We start from the raw sequence: 16,027 nt of genomic DNA on the forward strand, positions 1-16,027 counted from the left end.
GGCGACGTGCGGGAGCTAGGAGATCTCCAGGGTCAGGTCAGGGTCTGCGACGCCGATCTCGCCCCGGTAACCGTCGCCGGCCGCGGCGCGAGCCGCCGCCGGATCGGTGCCCGGCCACAGGTGGGTCAGGACCAGCCGCCTCACGCCGGCCTCCGCGGCCTGCCGGCCCACCTGGCGCGCGCTCGACAGGTAGCCAACCGAATCCTCCGGTACCCGATCCACGTGGGTGGCCTCGGCCAGCAGCAGGTCAGCGTCGCGCGCCAGTTCCACCACGTCGGGGCTCGGGCCGCTGTCACCGGTGTACGTGAGCACCCGGCCGCCGGCCGTCAGGCGTACGCCGGCGTTGGGCACCCAGTGCGGCAGTAGGCGGGTCTCGGCGCGGAACGGGCCGAGGTCGAAAGTGCTGCCGACGCTGAACTCGTGCAGAACGTAGGCGGCGTCCAACATCCCCGGGCGGTCCAGCGCCAGCACCGCGTCGAGCGCGCCGGGCGGCGCGTACACCGGTAGCGGCGGGGGCGGATCGTCGCGCAGTGTGCGCGCCCGGAGGAGCGGATTCAGGTCGGCACAGTGGTCGGGATGCCCGTGGCTGATGAACACCGCGTCGACCTGGCCCGCGGCGACGTGTTGCAACAGCCGTGGGAAGGCCGCATAGCCAAGATCGACGAGCAGCCGGAAACCGTCGTGTTCCACGAGGTAGCCGCTGCACGCCTGGCCCGCCTCCGGCCACGCACCGCATCCACCCAGCACCGTGAGCCGCATGTGCTGGACGCTACCGGCCCAGATTACCTTCGCAAAGCCGTACGCGGCGTGGGCGGGCGGTGCCGGCGAGGCTTCGGATCTGACGGTCCCCGCCCCACGCCGTCAGCCGATGTGGGTTCTTCTGCGCCTGGGGTAGGTGAGGTCGAGGCTGACGGGCAGGTCCGGCTTGCCGAGGGCGTACCGGATGCGGGGCAGGACGAGGGCTTCGATCCGCTCGCGCAACGCGGGAAGGTCGACGTCGCGATCAGCCGTGACGTTCAGCGCCAGGCGGGGAGCGTGCGGCTGGCCCGAGAGCTTGGTGTCGACGTCTTCCACACCCGGGCAGTCTTCAACCTCCGCCCTGATGGCGGTGGCGAGGGCCCCGGCATCGAGAACCGTCCGGCCGGCGGTGCCATCGGTGCTGATGTTGATCCGGCGCTGACTGGGTTCGGTGGTGATGACGGTGGCCAGCCAGCGTAGGCCGAGCAGCGCGAGGATCGCGGCTGCCACGGCCGCCAGCGGCCAGACCCAGCCGCCGTGGGTACCGATGAAGCGGGCGGGCGGATTGTCGAGCAGGGGTCGCCGGCCGAATCCCGATCCGAACACGTCCGTACCGGCGAGGAGGATCGCGATGCCGAGGACCAGCAGGACCAGCGCGAGGATGGTGAGCAGGGTCCGGTTGGCGCGATCGGCCGGCATCACTGCTGCTCCTCCGTCTTGATCCGAACGTCCAGGGCCGGTGCCGTGGCCAGGCGCAGCGCGTCGAGGCGGTGCTGGGCGGCCGAGGCTATCGCGGCGTGCAGGGAGTCCGCCGACGGTGCCGTCCCGTCGGGGACCTCGGCGCGAAGGCGTACGAGGTGTCGGCCGACCGTGACGTGGGCGTCGTGGACGCCGTCGACCTCGACGGCCGCGTCCCGCAGGGTCCGGGCCAGGCCGCGACGGGTGATGGCCGCGTCGGTGGCGGGATCGACGGGCTGCAACGGCAGCCGGTCCGGCCGACGGGGTTTGAGCTGCGCGGCGAGCAGGAGCAGACCGATGACGGCCAGCCCCACCCCGATCAGCCGTACGATTCCGCTGCCCCAGGTGGTGCCGGAGGCCCAGCGGTAGAGGCCGGGCCAGTTCAGCGCGATCGGCTTCGCCCCGACCGCGTAGGCGACGATCTCGATCAACACGAGAACGGCGCCGAGGGCCAGCCCCAGACTCAGCAGGAACGCGAGCAGACGGTTGGTGATTCTCACCAGGGCCTCGATTCAGTGCACCCGGCTGCCGGCCGCGCCGCCGGTGACCAGGTCGGTGACGGTGATCCCCACCTCGTGGACCTGTAGGCCGGTCAGGTCCGACACACGGGTTCGGACGTGGTCGCGGACCTGCGCGGTGACGTCCGGAATGGATGCCGGCCAGCGGACGCTGATGGACAACTCGATACGGGTGACCGAGTCCTCCTTGTAGGCGGACGCGGACGCGGCGGCATCCAGGTCGGCACGGCGGATGCCGAAGCGGCCCGCTCCGGGCAGGGCCCGCCCGAGAACACGTGGGGAGGCGCTGCCCGCGTCGGCGATCTCCTGTGCCGCCCGCGCGGCGATCTTCTCCACCACGCGGTCGTGAATGTGCAGCTTGCCCAGCTCCGCGCGCTGGCCCAGGCCGCCTGCTGCGGTATCGGTCACCGCGGTCACTGACTGCTCCGGCGGCCCTGGACGTACGGGGCGAGATTGACCTCACCGGCGAAGAACTTCGACACCGCGTAGCCGATCGCCGCGAACAGGGCGACGATCAGCATCTGACCGAAGCTGCCGAATGCCAGGGCGAAGCCCAACGCCAGGCCGACGACGACACCTATCAACTTGCTCATGTTGTCGCTCTTCCCATCATGCTGTGCGGACCTCCACCCCGGCTGCGGGCGGGTCCTCCAGATCGGCGATAACCACATCGACCCGGCGACCGGCAGTCAGTGGCGCCACCGCCGCCCGTACCTCGCCGGCGACCTCTCGGGCCGTGACCCCCACCGGCCCCGGACCTGGACCACCACGGCGTCGGCGTCGACGGCCACGCCCTCGACCTGCCGGCCGGGCAGGTAGGTGGTGCGGCCTCCCGGCCAACCCGCGGTCAGGCCCGCCACGCCTCGGCAGGCCTGGACCGCAGCCAGGACGGCGTCCACGTCGACGCCGTCGACCACCGCGTCGCCCTGCTTCTCGATGGCGGTCATGACACCCGCGGCTGCGGCTGTTGCTGCTGTTGTTGGCCCTGCCGTTGGCCATCGGCCTCGGGCAGGTGCACGTCGTCGATGCTGATGTTGACCTCGACGACGTTCAGGCCGGTCATCCGTTCGACGGCCGTCTTCACGTTGCGTTGGATGTTCCGGCCCAGATCGGCGATGCTCACCCCGTACTCGACGATCACGTCCAGGTCGACCGCGGCCTGGGTCTCGCCGACCTCGACGCCGACCCCCTGGGACACGTTCGGTCCGCTACTGCCCGGAATCCGTTCCCGGATGGCACTGAACGCGCGCATGCCGGCGTTGCCCATGGCATGGACACCCGCCACCTCCCGGCACGCCATCCCGGCGACCTTCTGCACCACGTTGTCGGCAATCATGATCTTGCCGTCCTCGTTGCTGAGCTTGTTCTGTTGGGCTGAGCCGCCCGCGCGTCCAGCCTGCTCGGTTCGGGTCTGCTGGCTCATGAGACGTGGACTCCCTCGGCTGCTCGTCAGTGGGCGCAATCAGGCGCTTTCTTAGACTGCTGGCCCGTGACGATTTGCGCGTCTGCCGACCGAGACTTCCTCCGTTCGGGTTAACGGCGACTGGGGTCGCGTTCCCGGGCGCTCCTGTCTGCCGCACGTCAGTTTTCCCCGGCAAGGGACGGCAACCCCGCCAAGCGAGGGTGGCGTCTGGGAAGGCATCACGACGGCGCACCACCTCACTCCAAGGATCGGCTCGTGTGGACTCTCTCCTGAATGAGTTCGACTCGTTCGTTCGAACTCGTACCCCCGCCCTGCTGCGCTCGGCCTACCTGCTGACCGGCGACCAGCACCTGGCCGAGGATCTCGTTCAATCCGCCCTCGCCCGGACCCATCGCTCGTGGAACCGGTTGCACCACAGCGGCAACGCCGAGGCGTACACCCGCAAGACCATGTACCACCTGCAAGTGTCCTGGTGGCGGCGCCGCCGGGTGGCCGAGTCGATGCCGGGTGACCTGCCCGAGCCACGCGGAGGCGACTCGGCCCCCGACCACGCCCAGCAGGCCACCCTGCGGCTGACCCTGCGGGCCGCGTTGGCGAAGCTCTCCGCCAAACAGCGGGCCGTGCTGGTCGTGCGGTTCTTCGAGGATCGCACCGAGGCCGAGGCCGCCGAGCTGCTCGGCGTCACCGTCGGCACCGTCAAGAGCCAGACCTCAAAAGCCCTGGCGAAGTTGCGCACCGTCGCACCGGAACTCGCCGAGCTGTACGTCACGGAAGGGACCGCCCGATGAACCAGGACCGCCTTCGACTCGACCTGGCCGACCTGGCCGACGAGGTCACCCCGGTCGACCTGCGGGACCGGGCCCTGCGTACGTCCCGTCGGCTTGGCATCCAGCGGGCCATCGCCACCTCGGCCGCCGCCGTGGTGATGCTCGGGGCGGCCACCGGCACCGCCTTCGCGCTGATGCCCCGCAACGACGGCCAGGCTCCGCTGCCCGGGGACTCACCGTCGATCACCGTCACCCCGTCCCCGGCCGAGGTCACCCCGACGCCAGACCCGTCGGCCTCGGCGAGCGTCGGGGCCACCTCGACAAAACCGGCGTTCGCCCTCACCGGCACCCGGTACTACCTGGAGACCACGTCCACCCAGGCCCTGATCCACGCGGTTCGGAGCGGCTCGGACGAGGTGGTCCGCCGCGTCCGGTTCAGCACCGACGGCTGCGCCGGCAATACGATCACCGTCTCGCCGGACGGGAAGCGGGTTGCGTGGGTGCAGGACAGCACCGATGGCGGCAACACGGGTGTGCTCATGGCCGGCACTGTCGGAAAGCAGGAGGCGACGCGTCTGCTGGATGGTGTCGACTGCCTCGGCAGCAACCCGCTGGTGTGGCGGGGCAGCGACCTGCTGATGGTCAGCAGGGGTGGGGTGTCGGTGCTCTTTGACGTGGCGGCGCGGAAGCGGGTCAACGGTGACCCGGGCCAGGAGACGCTGCGGTGCTGGTCCGCCGACGGTAGGTGGCTGGCGGCGGTGTCGGACGGCAAGCCGTACGTGACGGATGAGACGCAGCTGCACCAGTACACCTACACGCCGCCGAAGGGTGAGGCGGTCAAGTGGGACGGGTGGCGGGTGCGGAGCGTGTCGATGGACGGCCGGTACGTTTCGGTCGGTTGGATCGGCACCGACCCGTCCCGGCAGGACGGCAGCTTCGCGGTGGTCGACACCACCACTAGCAAGACTGTCACGCTTCCCGTCTCCGGTGATGTCCGCAGCATCCAGTTCGCCGCAGATGGCAAGGTGCTGGTGCGGCAGGCGAGCAAGGTCGTGGTGTTGGACGCCGGCTTCCAGAAGATCGGGGAGGTGGCGGAGCCCCGGGCCGTGCAGCACCTGACCCTGCTGACCTACGCGCCCTGACCGGGTACCCGAGAGGGGGTGGACCACGACGGTGGTCCGCCCCCTCTCGGTCGGCAGCACGGTGATCGCCGCCGTCCTTCCGCCACCACCGTCGATGACCTCCGCCACGTCTTGGCCGAGGGGTCCGGCGGCGGCGCCCCGAGCGGTGACAAACTGACTGACACAGTTCTGCCGGGACGTCAGAGGGAGGCGCGGTGCGCTGGCGCAGCTTCGTGGCGGTGGGCGACAGCTTCACCGAGGGCATGAACGACGCCTATCCGGACGGCTCGTTCCGCGGCTGGGCGGACCTGGTCGCCACCCGGCTCGCCGTCGAGGCCGGCCCCGACTTCGGGTACGCCAACCTGGCGATCCGGGGCCGCCTCTTCTCGAACATCGTCGCCCAGCAGGTGCCGGCCGCGCTGGCCATGAAGCCCGACCTGATCAGCTTCGCGGCCGGCGGCAACGACGTGCTGCGGCGTACCTTCGACGCCGACTCGTTCGTCCCCCGCTTCGACGCGGTGATCGGCGAACTGCGCGGCAGCGGCGCCGACGTGATTCTCTTCCGGTTCGCCGACGTGATGGCGCGGCTTCCCGGGCAGCGGCTCGTCGCGCCCCGGGTGAACCTGCTGAACCGGGTGGTGGGAGAGGTCGCCGAGCGGCACGGCGCCATCCTGGTCGACCTCTACGCCGACGACACCTACCTCAACCCGATGCTGTGGAGCACCGACCGGCTACACATGTCGCCGGCCGGGCACCGGCGGGTCGCCGGGCAGGTGCTCACCGCGCTCGGGGTCGGCTGCGACGAGGAGTGGCTGCTGGTGCCACCGCACCCCGCGCCGACCCCGTGGCTGGCCGCTCGCGCCGCCGACCTGCGCTGGGCCGGGCAGCACCTGGCCCCGTGGATCAAGCGGCGGCTGACCGGCCGATCCTCCGGAGACCTCGTCACCGCCAAGCGGCCGACGCTCAGCCCGATCACCGACTGACCGGTGCGGACGATCCACGCCGCCACGCTGCTGCGGCGCGCCCTCGACGCCGAGCCCGCCGCCGGGCAGGCCGTCCTGGTCTCCGGCGACCGGGTCGAGGCCGTCGCGCCGTTGGACGAGCTGACGGAGGCGTACCCCGGGGTGCGGGTGCGGCGGTGGGCCGGCACCCTCGGGCCGGCGCTGGTGCACGACGGGCCGCTGCCGCCCGCGCCCACCCCGCGTGAACGGGTGCACGCCCTGTTTCTGCTCGGCGCCGCCGCTGTGCTCGCCGCGTACGTGACCGATCCGGAGCTTCGGGCCGCTGCGGGGCGTGGCGGCGTTGCGGTCCTCGATCGGGCCCGCCCGCCGGCGCTGGTCCCGGCCGGCCGCGCGGACCTGGCCGTCTTCGGCGACGACGGCTCCTGCCTGGCCACGGTTGTGGCCGGGCGGCTGGTCCACCGCCGTGCGTGACCGCCGATGCCGAGACGCCCGTCCCGTTTACCGCGCGAACGTCGGTAGCTGAGCAGGTCGACCCGCCGGACACGGGCGACCGGCCGCATCCGCCGCGCCCGATTTCCGGCAGACCGGCTGCCGGCCCGGGATCGGGCGTAGCTTGGGGCTCATGCCTGTGCCGAGCGATCCGAATCCCCGCCTCCAGTCGTACGCCGACCCGCAGCGCCTGGTCAGCACGGAGTGGCTGGCCGAGCACCTCGGCGACGAGGGCCTCGTGGTGGTCGAGTCCGACGAGGACGTGCTCCTCTACGACACCGGCCACCTTCCCGGTGCCGTCAAGGTCGACTGGCACACCGAACTGAACGACCAGGTGACCCGCGACTACCTGGACGCGACGAGCTTCGCCGAGCTGTGCGCCGCCAAGGGCATCGGGCGGGACGACACGGTGGTCTTCTACGGCGACAACTTCAACTGGTGGGCCGCGTACGCGCTCTGGGTCTTCTCCCTCTTCGGCCACCCGGACGTCCGGCTGCTCGACGGCGGCCGGCAGAAGTGGATCGCCGAGGGGCGCGAGCTGACCCGGGAGAAGGTAACCCGGCCGCGCGCCGATTACCCGGTGCCGGTGCGGAACGACGCGCCGATCCGGGCGTACCGGGAGCAGGTGATGGCGCATGTCGCCGCCGGCCGGCCGCTGGTCGACGTCCGCTCGCCCGGCGAGTACACCGGCGAGATGCTGCACATGCCGGACTACCCGCAGGAGGGCGCGCTGCGTGGCGGGCACATCCCGGGCGCGGTGAACAAGCCGTGGAAGTCCGCCGCGAACGAGGACGGCACCTTCAAGTCGGCCGGCGAGCTGCGCGCCATCTACGCCGACCAGCTCGGCCTGAGCCCGTCCGACGACGTGGTGGCGTACTGCCGGATCGGCGAGCGGTCCAGCCACACCTGGTTCGTGCTGCACCACCTGCTCGGCTACCCGCAGGTCCGCAACTACGACGGCTCGTGGACGGAGTGGGGCAACCTGGTCCGCGCCCCCGTCGTACGGGGCGACCAGCCCGGCGGCCTCGCCGGCTGACCGCTTCCGGGCGGCAATCCGGCGTTGCCCCGCCGCGTCGGCGCGTGGCAGGGCAGGCTGCTGGGTAGCAGTTGTCGGGCCGCCGAGGAGGGGGCGTGGGTCGCCTGGACAAGCGGTTCGTCGCACTACTCGGGCTGGCCGCCCTGCCGCCCGCCGTCGAGGGCCTTGTCCTCGACGTGTTGCGGTTCCGCGCCGCCGAAGGGCTGGCCCCGCAGGTCACGGCGGTCTGGCCGTACGACACCTACCACGACCTGCGGTGGCTGTTCGTCTACCACGACTCGTGGTCGACCTTCGTCCTCGGACTGGTCGCGCTCATCCTGTTCCGGGCGCTGCTCACCACCGGGCTGGTCGTCCTGGCCTGGCCGCGGCACCTGCCCCGGCCGAGCCTGCGCTGGCTGGCTCGGCGGAACCTCGCGCTGACCGCGGTGGTCGTCGTGGTGGTGTCGCCCTGGGCGTCCCTGTCGATCGCCGCCTCGGTGGTCGCCCTCTCCTGGCTGCTGCTCGCCTCGCTGCTGCCGCTGTTCCTGCTCGCGCCGTTCCTGCAACGCGCGGCCGTGGTCGGCGACTGGTGGCGCGGGCTGCCCTCGATCGAACTGGTTGGCTGGTCCCTGCTCAACTTCGTGGTGCTCACCGTCGGCGGCGCGTTGGTCTGGGCGGTGCCGATCGGGTGGACCGCACCGGTGGCGGCGATCGCCGGGGCGATCAACGGCCTGCTCTGGCAGCGGACCGTGGCCTCCGCGCTGCTGCCGCGCCGACCGGTCCGCTGGGCGCGGGTGCCCGCCGCGCCGCTGGCGATCCTGCTCGCCTTCATCGTGCCGGTCGTCGTGCAGCCGGCGCTGGCCGCCCTGACCACCAAGTCGGCCAAGCCGCCGCGGCTTGTGTTCCTCGACCAGCCGTTGCCGCCCGCCGTCCGGCACGCGGTGATTTTCGTCCCCGGACATGCCAGCGCGTACGACGGGGAGCCGCCCACCGACCCGAATGTGCAGTGGTTCTCCTATCGGGGGTTGGATGCGCAGGGCCGGCCCATGCCGTTCGGGCCCCGGGACACCTACCGGTCGATCGAGTCCAGTGTGGCGATGCTCGCCGATCAGGTGGAGCTGGTGCACCGGCGTACCGGCCGGCCGGTGGCGTTGATAGGGCAGAGCGAGGGGGCCCTCGTCTCGCGGACCTACCTGGCGGACCGGCCGCACCCGGCGGTGAACGCCCTGGCCATGGCGAGCCCGCTGATCAACGCGGGTCGGTCCTACTATCCGCCGCGCGGGGCTTCCGAGGGATGGGGCATCGCCGCCGGCTGGGAGTTACGGGCGGTTTTCCGTCTCGCTGACTCCATCGCCATGAGCGGGAGCGGGCCGGACGAGCCGTTCGTCCGGTCGATACTTGACAACGCGCCCTTCTACCGCAACGACCTGATGTGCCCGGTGCCCGGCGTGCGGATCATCGCGTTCCTGCCGACCACCACCGCCACCGAGGCTCCGCCAGGCGAGTACGCGGGCGTTCCGGTCTTCGAAATGCCGGCCGTGCATGGCGGCCTGCTGGCGCGGCCGGTGGTTGAGGAACATCTGTTGTTCTTCCTCAGTGGCCAGATGGTCAGCCATCCCGAGGCCGGTTACAACCTGCTCCAGAAGATCTCCGCCGCCTGGCAGGCGCCGCCGCTGGCACTGGGCCTCAACCCGGCCTGGCGGGGTGAACGGCTGCCCGACCCGGCCTTCACCGGGCGGGTCTGCCAGCCGAGCTGACGTCGTCAGCCGGAGTGGGCCGGCGCCGGCACAGCCAGAGCAGCCGCAGCACCGCCACCGCCAGCCCGATCACGATCACGGCCCAGATCGTCTCGAACGGGAGCAGGATCAGGTGGAGCAGGATGCCGATCACCGCGGCCGCCGCGGCGAGCCGGATCGACCAGGGACGGGCGGTGAAGAGGAGTAACCCACTTACCACCATCAGCGCCCCGGTCGCCTCGTGTGCCCACGACCAGCCGGTCAGGTCGAGGTCGAGGAGCCCTTGCCGGCTCTCCACCACGTACTTGTCGACGTTCAGAGTGTTTATCCCGGCGAGGCCGTCGAAGAACCCGGCTCCGACGAGGAGGATGGCCGCCAGTCTGCGCTGCCGGTCTCTGAGATGCACCTCGTCGTGTCGCGTCACCCCGCCCTCCTCCCGCCGTTCCTCTCAGCCTAGGCACAGGCGGCGGGCTCCACGCGGCGCTCGGCGCGCGAACCCGTTCCGCGCAGCGTCCGCCACGCGGCCACGGTGACCAGGGCGAAGATCCCGGCCGCCGCCCAGCCCACCGGCGCCACCCCGTACGCCTGGCCGGCGAACCCGGCCAGTGCCGCCCCGACCGGAGCGCCGGCCAGCCCGAGCACCCGCTGCGCGGCACCGACCCGGCCGAGCAGTTCCGGTGGCACGTGCCGCTGGCCGTACGCCGACCAGAGGCTGTTCCAGACCGTCGTGCCGGCGGCGAAGCAGGCCAGCGCGAGGCCCCCGGCCAGTGGATGCCGGGCCGCCGCGAACCCGGCCAGCGCCACGGTCTGCCCGAGCAGCACCCCGCGCAGCGCGGGCAGGGTGCCGAACCGGGCCGCCAGCCGTCCCGCGCCGAGCGCCCCGGCCAGCCCGCCGACGACCGCCCCCGCCGCGAACAGCCCGTACGCCGACGGCGGTACCCGCAGCACCGTCAGCGCGTACAGCACCAGCACGGCCATGACTCCGCTGATGGCCAGGTTCGACCCGGTGGTCGCCACGGTCACCCGCCACAGCACCCGGTCACGCCGTAGCCAGCGCACCCCGGCCCAGGACTCCCGCCACACGCTCCCCCGTTCCGGGGCGGAGCGGTGCGCGGCGGGTCGTACGGCGGGGCGGTGACCGGCGGGGCGGAGGGTGAGGACGAGGAGCGCGGCCGCGGCGAAGGTGAGGGCGTCGAGGGTGAACGGGAGAGCCGCCGAGATCGCGAAGAGGAGGCCGGCCAGCGGGGCGCCGAGGAAGCCGCCGGCGACCGCCGTGCCGGCCTGGAGGCGGCCGTTGGCGGTGGGCAGCGCGGCTGACGGGACCACCGACGGGAGCACCGCGAAGGACGCCGCGTCGAAGACCGTACCCAGGGCGGCGAGCAGGAACGCGGCGACCGCGAGCACGGCCATCCCGGCCCGGCCGGTGGCGACCAGCCCGGCCAGGGCGGCCACCACACCGGCGCGTAGCCCGTCCACCGCCGCCATGGTCCGGCGGCGGTCCCAGCGGTCGGCGTACGCGCCGCCGAGCAGGCCGAGCAGCAACGGCGGGAGCTGGCCGGCGACGGTCACCGCGGCGACCGCCCGGGGATCGTGGGTGAACGTGGCGGCCAGCAGGGCCAGGGCCGGCGTACGCAGGGCGTCGCCGAACCGGGAGGAGACGGCGGCGGCCCAGAGCAGCCGGTAGTCGCGGCCGAGAACGGGAGCGGTCATGCCGCCGGAGCCTGGGGCCTGAAGCGGCTTGAGAGTCAAGTGACCGAAAACGGGACGGACACTGTCGGCCATCACCGGTACGGTGAGCGCCGAAATCCGACCGGGGAGCGCGATTGGACCGCACTTTCCAGGTCGACCTCCGCGGCGTGGTCGACCTGCTCAGCCATCACCTTTACGGCAGCCCACGGGTCTACGTCCGGGAGCTGCTCCAGAACGCCGTCGACGCGATCACCGCCCGCCGGGCGGCCGAGCCGGACGCACCGGCCCGGGTCCGGATCGAGCCGCCGGCGCTGACCGGCGACGGCACGCTGCGGGTGCACGACACCGGCATCGGCCTGACCGAGGCCCAGGTGCACGAGCTGCTGGCCACCATCGGGCGCAGTTCCAAGCGGGACGAGCTGGGCTTCTCCCGGCACGAGTTCCTCGGCCAGTTCGGCATCGGTCTGCTCTCCTGCTTCCTGGTCGCCGACGAGATCCGGGTGGTCACCCGGCACGCCGACCAGCCCACCGTGTTCTGGACCGGCTGGTCCGACGGCCGCTACGCGGTCGAGGTCGCCGGGCCGGGGCAGGCACGGCGCGAGCCCGGCACCACCGTGACGCTGGTGCCGCGGCACGACGCCGACCAGTGGTTCGACGTGCCGACAGTGACCGAGCTGGCCCGCCTCTACGGCGCGCTGCTGCCGGTGGACGTCCGGGTCGGGGACACTCCGACCACCGCCGGCCCACCGCCGTGGCCGACCACACCGGGCGCGCCGGTCGACCGGGCCGCCCTGCACGCGTACGCGCAGGAGGTCCTCGGCTTCGTCCCGTTCGACGTGGTGCCGCTGGCGGTGCCCGAGGCGGGGCTGACCGGGGTCGCCTTCATCCTGCCCACCCCGGTGAACCCGGCCGCCCGGGCCGGGCACCGGGTCTACCTCAAGCGGATGCTGCTCACCGAGCACGCCGACGGGCTGCTGCCCGACTGGGCGTTCTTCGCCCTCTGCGTGGTGGACGCCAGCGAGCTGCGCCCGACCGCCAGCCGGGAGGCGCTCTACGAGGACACCCTGCTCACCGCCACCCGGGACGCCCTCGGCGACCAGGTGCGCGGCTGGCTGGTCAGGCTGGCCAAGCACGATCCCCGGCGGCTCGCCGAGTTCCTCCAGGTGCACCACCTCGGGGTCAAGGCGCTCGCCCTGCACGACGACGAGATGCTCCGCCTGGTCGACCAGTGGTGGCCGATGGACACCAACGTCGGCACCCTCACCCTCGCCGAGTTCCGCCAGCGGCACGGCCTGATCCGCTACGCGGCCAGCCTCGACGAGTTCCGTCAGCTCGCCGCCGTCGCGGCCGCGCAGGACCTGGCCGTGGTGAACGGCGGCTACACGTACGACACCGAGCTGATCGAGCGGCTGCCCACGGTGGACCGGTCGGTGCTCATCGAGCGGCTGGAGCCGAGCGACCTCACCACCCGCTTCGACAGTCTCGATCCGCAGACCGAGCTGGCTCTGCGGCCGTTCCTCACCGGGGCGCAGCGGGCCCTGGAACGACTCGGCTGCGAGGTGGTGGTCCGGGCGTACGACCCGGTGTCGCTGCCGGCGCTCTACCTGGTCAGCCGCTCGGCCGCGTTCCACGACCAGCTCGCCGCCAGCCGGGACAAGGCCGACGAGCTGTGGGGCGGGGTGCTCGACGCGCTGGCCGGCTCCACCCCGCCGGACCGGCCGCAGCTGGTGCTCAACCACCGCAACCCGCTGGTCCGCCGGGTCACCACGCTGGCCGACCCGGAGCTGGCCGGGCTCGCCGTCGAGGCGCTCTACGGGCAGGCCCTGCTGCTCGGGCACCATCCGATCCGGGCGGCGGACGCCGCCCTGCTGAACAGTTCCTTCCTCGGCCTGCTCGGCCGGGCCGTACCGGGACAGGAGTCGGGCCGTGAGTGACGACGACCTCTGGCGGATGCTGTACGAGATCGACAACATGCCGTTCGGCGCGGGGCAGATCGCCGCGGTGGAGCAGCTGCTCCGGCGGGCCGACGCCGGCGACGACCGGCACCTGTCCTTCGCCGTCCGGATCAGCGCGACCAACGCGTACACCTTCGGCGGCGAGCCGGCGAAGTCCTTCGTGACCTTCTCCTGGTGCCTCGCCGAGTACGACCGTGACCCGCAGCCCTACCACCAGCGCTACAACCATCAGCTGTTCTGGTTCTTCAAGCACATGGTCACAGCGATGCTGGCGTTTCCCGAGCTGCCGCTGGACCGCGCGTACGCGGTGCTCGACGACATGGAACGGCGTTACCGGGAGTCCGGGCACAGCCTCCAGGCCGTGTACAAGCACCGCCACCTGGTCGCCGCCCACGTGGGCGCGGAGGAGGAGGCGGCCGAGTGGTACCGGCGCTGGCTGACCACGCCTCGGGACGCCCTCTCCGACTGTGCCGGCTGCGACCCGACGGCACAGGTCAAGCACCTGGTGCGGCAGGGGCGGCACCAGGAGGCGGTGGCGCTGGCCGAACCGGTGCTCGCCGGCCGGTTGAGCTGCGCCGAGCAGCCGCAGGCCATCCTCACCGCGCTGCTCACGCCCTACCGGGAGACCGGCCGGGCGGACGCCGCTCGCGACGCGCACCGGGAGGCGTATCGGCGGCTGCGCGGGCGTCTCTCCGAGCTGTGGGAGATCGCCGACCACGTCGAGTTCTGCACCGTGACCGGCAACGAGGCCCGGGCCCTGGAGCTGGTCGAACGCCACCTCGACTGGCTGGACCGGGCACCCAGCCCGGGGGCCGCCATGAACTTCGCGGCCGCCGCCTCGGCCGCGCTGCGCCAGTTTTCCGGCGAGCTGACCGTGCACCGGCGGGCGTTCGGGGACCGGCCGGCCGTTGACGTGCCGGTGGGCACGCTCGCCGAGGAACTGGCCGGCACGGCCACCGCGCTGGCCGGCCGCTTTGACGCGCGCAACGGCACCGCGTACCAGTCTGAGCTGATCGCCCGGCGGCTCGCGGTCGGGCCGGTCGGTGAGCATCTGCCGCTCTCGGCCAGCCTGCGCCGCCGGCCGGTGCCCGCCCCGCGTACCGGTGCGGAGGCCCCGGCCGCCCTCACGCCGGCCGTCCGGCCGGAGGTGACGGTTCCGGCTCAGGCCACCGCCGACGAACTGCTCGCGCTCGCCGACGAATGCTGGCGTACCCACCGGCGGGACGGGCTGGTCGCCGTGCTGCGGGCGTACGACGAGCGGTACGGCGACGCCGAGCTGCCGGCCGCGACCCGGGCCTGGCGGCTGGAGCTGCGCGCCGGGGAGGTCAACGAGGCGGCCGGCGACGACGCCAACGTCGCGATCGAGGTGAACCGGGCCGCCCTGGCGGCCTGGCGGGAGGTGCCCGATCCGGTCCGGGCGCAGGTGGTGGCCGGCCGGCTCGGTTCCCTGCTCTGCCTGACCGAGGAGGGCGAGGCCGAGGGGCTGGCCCTGGCGCGGGAGTCGGTGGAGCAGCTCACCGCCCACGGTGACCAGCGGGAACGCGCCGCCGCGTGGGACCGGCTGGGCCTGGCGTACGCGTACCGGCAGCGGTGGGCGGACGCGTTCGAGGCGTTCGACCGGGCCGCCGCCGAGGCCGACGTCGACCCGTGGCTGGCGGGCCGGGTGGCGCTGCACCGCATGAACGTGTTGGAGGAGTTGGCGCGGGCCGAGGAGTTCCGGGAGGCGGCGGCGCAGGCCCGCCGGCTGAGCCGCGAGCTGGGCGACGCCGAGATGCTGACCGTCGCCTGCCTGGCGTACGCCCGGTCGGTCGACGATCCGGCCGAGGCGGTCGCCGCCTGCGACGAGGTGCTGGGGTCCGCCCCGCCGGGCGCGCGGCTGCCGGTGCGGATCACCCGGGGGCGGGCGCTGCTCGCGGTCGACCGGGCCGCCGAGGCGGTGGACGACTTCGTCGAGGCGGTCACCCTCTGCGTGGAGCAGGGGTTGCCGGGGGACGCGCTGCTCCGGATGGAGTTGGCCGAGGCGTACCGGCTGGCCGGCCGGCTCGGCGAGGCCGCCGAGGTGGCGGAGGAGGCGGTGCTCGGACTGGACCGCGCCGGCGCTCAGGCGGAGGCCGACCGGTGCCGGCACCTGCTGGCCGGCATCTACCACGGGCTGGGCGAGATCGAGTTGGCCCTCGGGCTGCTCGACCAGCTCGCCGACAACCTCGACGGGCCGGACAATCTCCCGCATCGGGCGCAGGCGCTGGAGGAGGCCGGGGGGATCCTCTACGACGCGGACCGGGACGCCCTGGCCGCGCAGCGGTTCGCGGCGGCCGCGTCGGCGTACCGGCTGGCCGGGCATCCGGTGGACGAGCTGCGGGCCCGGCGGCGGGAGTTGCTGGCCCTGCACTGGTCCGGTGACCTGCCGGCGGCGGTCGCCGCGATCGAGGTGGTGGACGCGGCTGCCGAGGCGCTCGCCGACCTTCCCGACGAGCCGCCCGTGGTGACGTACGAGCGGGCGATGGCCGCCGACGCGGTGGCTCGGGTGCTGACCGCCGAGGAACGGCTGACCGCCGCGTTGGAGCGGGTGGCCGGCGTACCGGAGCGGCTGCGGTCGATCGAGGCGTTCGGCGAGGCGGCCCAGGTCGAGGTCTTCACCGGGGAGCTGTTGCTGCGGGACGAACGGCCGGCGGAGGCGGAGCGGCTGCTGCGCGGGGTGCTCGGCGGTCTGCCCACCGGCTCCCGCCCGGCGGCCCAGGCCGCCTGGCTGCTGGCCCGCGCCCTCGACGATCTTGGCCGCTCCGCCGAGGCGACGAAGATCCGCGCCGAATACGGCATCGAGGAGGATGACTGACGGACCCGGTTGGCCGACGTGTCTCGCCACGAGTGTGTGGCAA

General features: G+C 72.9%; 17 protein-coding genes. 8 read left to right on the plus strand and 9 right to left on the minus strand.

Annotation, left to right across the window (positions count from 1 at the left end; genetic code table 11):
• Window positions 1-15: 15 nt before the first annotated feature.
• The 7 genes from GA0070604_RS31250 to GA0070604_RS31280 form a co-directional block, all read right to left on the minus strand.
• On the minus strand, window positions 16-759 hold the full coding sequence (locus tag GA0070604_RS31250) for an MBL fold metallo-hydrolase (RefSeq protein WP_091126750.1): 744 nt from the start codon (window positions 757-759) through the stop codon (window positions 16-18).
• Window positions 760-861: 102 nt separating this feature from the next.
• Window positions 862-1,437 (minus strand): alkaline shock response membrane anchor protein AmaP, encoded by a 576-nt coding sequence (gene amaP, locus GA0070604_RS31255; RefSeq protein ID WP_091126751.1) that lies wholly within the window; start codon window positions 1,435-1,437, stop codon window positions 862-864.
• The gene (locus GA0070604_RS31260; protein ID WP_091126753.1) at window positions 1,437-1,976 is read right to left on the minus strand and encodes a DUF6286 domain-containing protein; all 540 of its coding nucleotides are present in this window, start codon (window positions 1,974-1,976) and stop codon (window positions 1,437-1,439) included. The genes amaP and GA0070604_RS31260 overlap by 1 nt, the downstream gene beginning before the upstream one ends.
• Before the next feature lie 12 nt (window positions 1,977-1,988).
• A complete protein-coding gene (locus GA0070604_RS31265) occupies window positions 1,989-2,411 on the minus strand; it encodes an Asp23/Gls24 family envelope stress response protein (RefSeq protein WP_091126756.1) in 423 nt (140 codons plus the stop codon).
• A complete protein-coding gene (locus tag GA0070604_RS31270; RefSeq protein WP_091126759.1) occupies window positions 2,408-2,587 on the minus strand; it encodes a DUF2273 domain-containing protein in 180 nt (59 codons plus the stop codon). The genes GA0070604_RS31265 and GA0070604_RS31270 overlap by 4 nt, the downstream gene beginning before the upstream one ends.
• A 96-nt stretch (window positions 2,588-2,683) precedes the next feature.
• A complete protein-coding gene (locus GA0070604_RS31275; protein ID WP_208602204.1) occupies window positions 2,684-2,941 on the minus strand; it encodes a hypothetical protein in 258 nt (85 codons plus the stop codon).
• Complete coding sequence (locus GA0070604_RS31280) at window positions 2,938-3,417, minus strand: Asp23/Gls24 family envelope stress response protein (RefSeq protein WP_091126761.1); 480 nt, start codon at window positions 3,415-3,417, stop codon at window positions 2,938-2,940. The genes GA0070604_RS31275 and GA0070604_RS31280 overlap by 4 nt, the downstream gene beginning before the upstream one ends.
• Before the next feature lie 257 nt (window positions 3,418-3,674).
• Here GA0070604_RS31280 and GA0070604_RS31285 point away from each other — a divergent pair, with 257 nt between their 5' ends.
• The 6 genes from GA0070604_RS31285 to GA0070604_RS31320 all read left to right on the plus strand — a co-directional run bounded on the left by GA0070604_RS31285 (window position 3,675) and on the right by GA0070604_RS31320 (window position 9,528).
• Complete coding sequence (locus tag GA0070604_RS31285; RefSeq protein ID WP_091126764.1) at window positions 3,675-4,205, plus strand: SigE family RNA polymerase sigma factor; 531 nt, start codon at window positions 3,675-3,677, stop codon at window positions 4,203-4,205.
• Window positions 4,202-5,326 carry a WD40 repeat domain-containing protein gene (locus tag GA0070604_RS32185; RefSeq protein ID WP_141721418.1) on the plus strand — a complete coding sequence of 375 codons (1,125 nt, stop codon included), beginning with the start codon at window positions 4,202-4,204 and terminating at the stop codon, window positions 5,324-5,326. Before GA0070604_RS31285 ends, GA0070604_RS32185 begins: the two co-directional genes overlap by 4 nt.
• 194 nt (window positions 5,327-5,520) lie before the next feature.
• A complete protein-coding gene (locus GA0070604_RS31305) occupies window positions 5,521-6,288 on the plus strand; it encodes an SGNH/GDSL hydrolase family protein (RefSeq protein WP_091126769.1) in 768 nt (255 codons plus the stop codon).
• A gap of 3 nt (window positions 6,289-6,291) precedes the next feature.
• Window positions 6,292-6,738, plus strand: coding sequence for an imidazolonepropionase-like domain-containing protein (locus GA0070604_RS31310; RefSeq protein WP_091126770.1), 447 nt, complete (start codon window positions 6,292-6,294; stop codon window positions 6,736-6,738).
• A 151-nt stretch (window positions 6,739-6,889) separates the two neighbouring features.
• Window positions 6,890-7,792, plus strand: coding sequence for a sulfurtransferase (locus GA0070604_RS31315; protein ID WP_091126771.1), 903 nt, complete (start codon window positions 6,890-6,892; stop codon window positions 7,790-7,792).
• 95 nt (window positions 7,793-7,887) lie between these two features.
• Entirely contained in the window at window positions 7,888-9,528 is a 1,641-nt protein-coding gene (locus GA0070604_RS31320) for an esterase/lipase family protein (protein WP_244162136.1), read from the plus strand.
• Here GA0070604_RS31320 and GA0070604_RS31325 read toward each other — a convergent pair.
• Both GA0070604_RS31325 and GA0070604_RS31330 read right to left on the minus strand, forming a co-directional pair.
• Entirely contained in the window at window positions 9,500-9,931 is a 432-nt protein-coding gene (locus tag GA0070604_RS31325) for a DUF7144 family membrane protein (protein WP_091126773.1), read from the minus strand. The two genes, GA0070604_RS31320 and GA0070604_RS31325, sit on opposite strands and share 29 nt — an antisense overlap.
• Window positions 9,932-9,960: 29 nt before the next feature.
• The gene (locus GA0070604_RS31330; RefSeq protein WP_091126774.1) at window positions 9,961-11,217 is read right to left on the minus strand and encodes an MFS transporter; all 1,257 of its coding nucleotides are present in this window, start codon (window positions 11,215-11,217) and stop codon (window positions 9,961-9,963) included.
• 113 nt (window positions 11,218-11,330) lie between these two features.
• On the opposite strand from GA0070604_RS31330, the gene GA0070604_RS31335 reads away from it, so the two are divergent.
• A complete protein-coding gene (locus tag GA0070604_RS31335; RefSeq protein WP_091126775.1) occupies window positions 11,331-13,130 on the plus strand; it encodes an HSP90 family protein in 1,800 nt (599 codons plus the stop codon).
• Window positions 13,123-15,984, plus strand: coding sequence for a hypothetical protein (locus tag GA0070604_RS31340; RefSeq protein ID WP_091126776.1), 2,862 nt, complete (start codon window positions 13,123-13,125; stop codon window positions 15,982-15,984). The genes GA0070604_RS31335 and GA0070604_RS31340 overlap by 8 nt, the downstream gene beginning before the upstream one ends.
• Window positions 15,985-16,027: the final 43 nt, after the last annotated feature.

It is taken from the genome of Micromonospora eburnea (assembly GCF_900090225.1).
GTDB lineage: Bacteria > Actinomycetota > Actinomycetes > Mycobacteriales > Micromonosporaceae > Micromonospora > Micromonospora eburnea.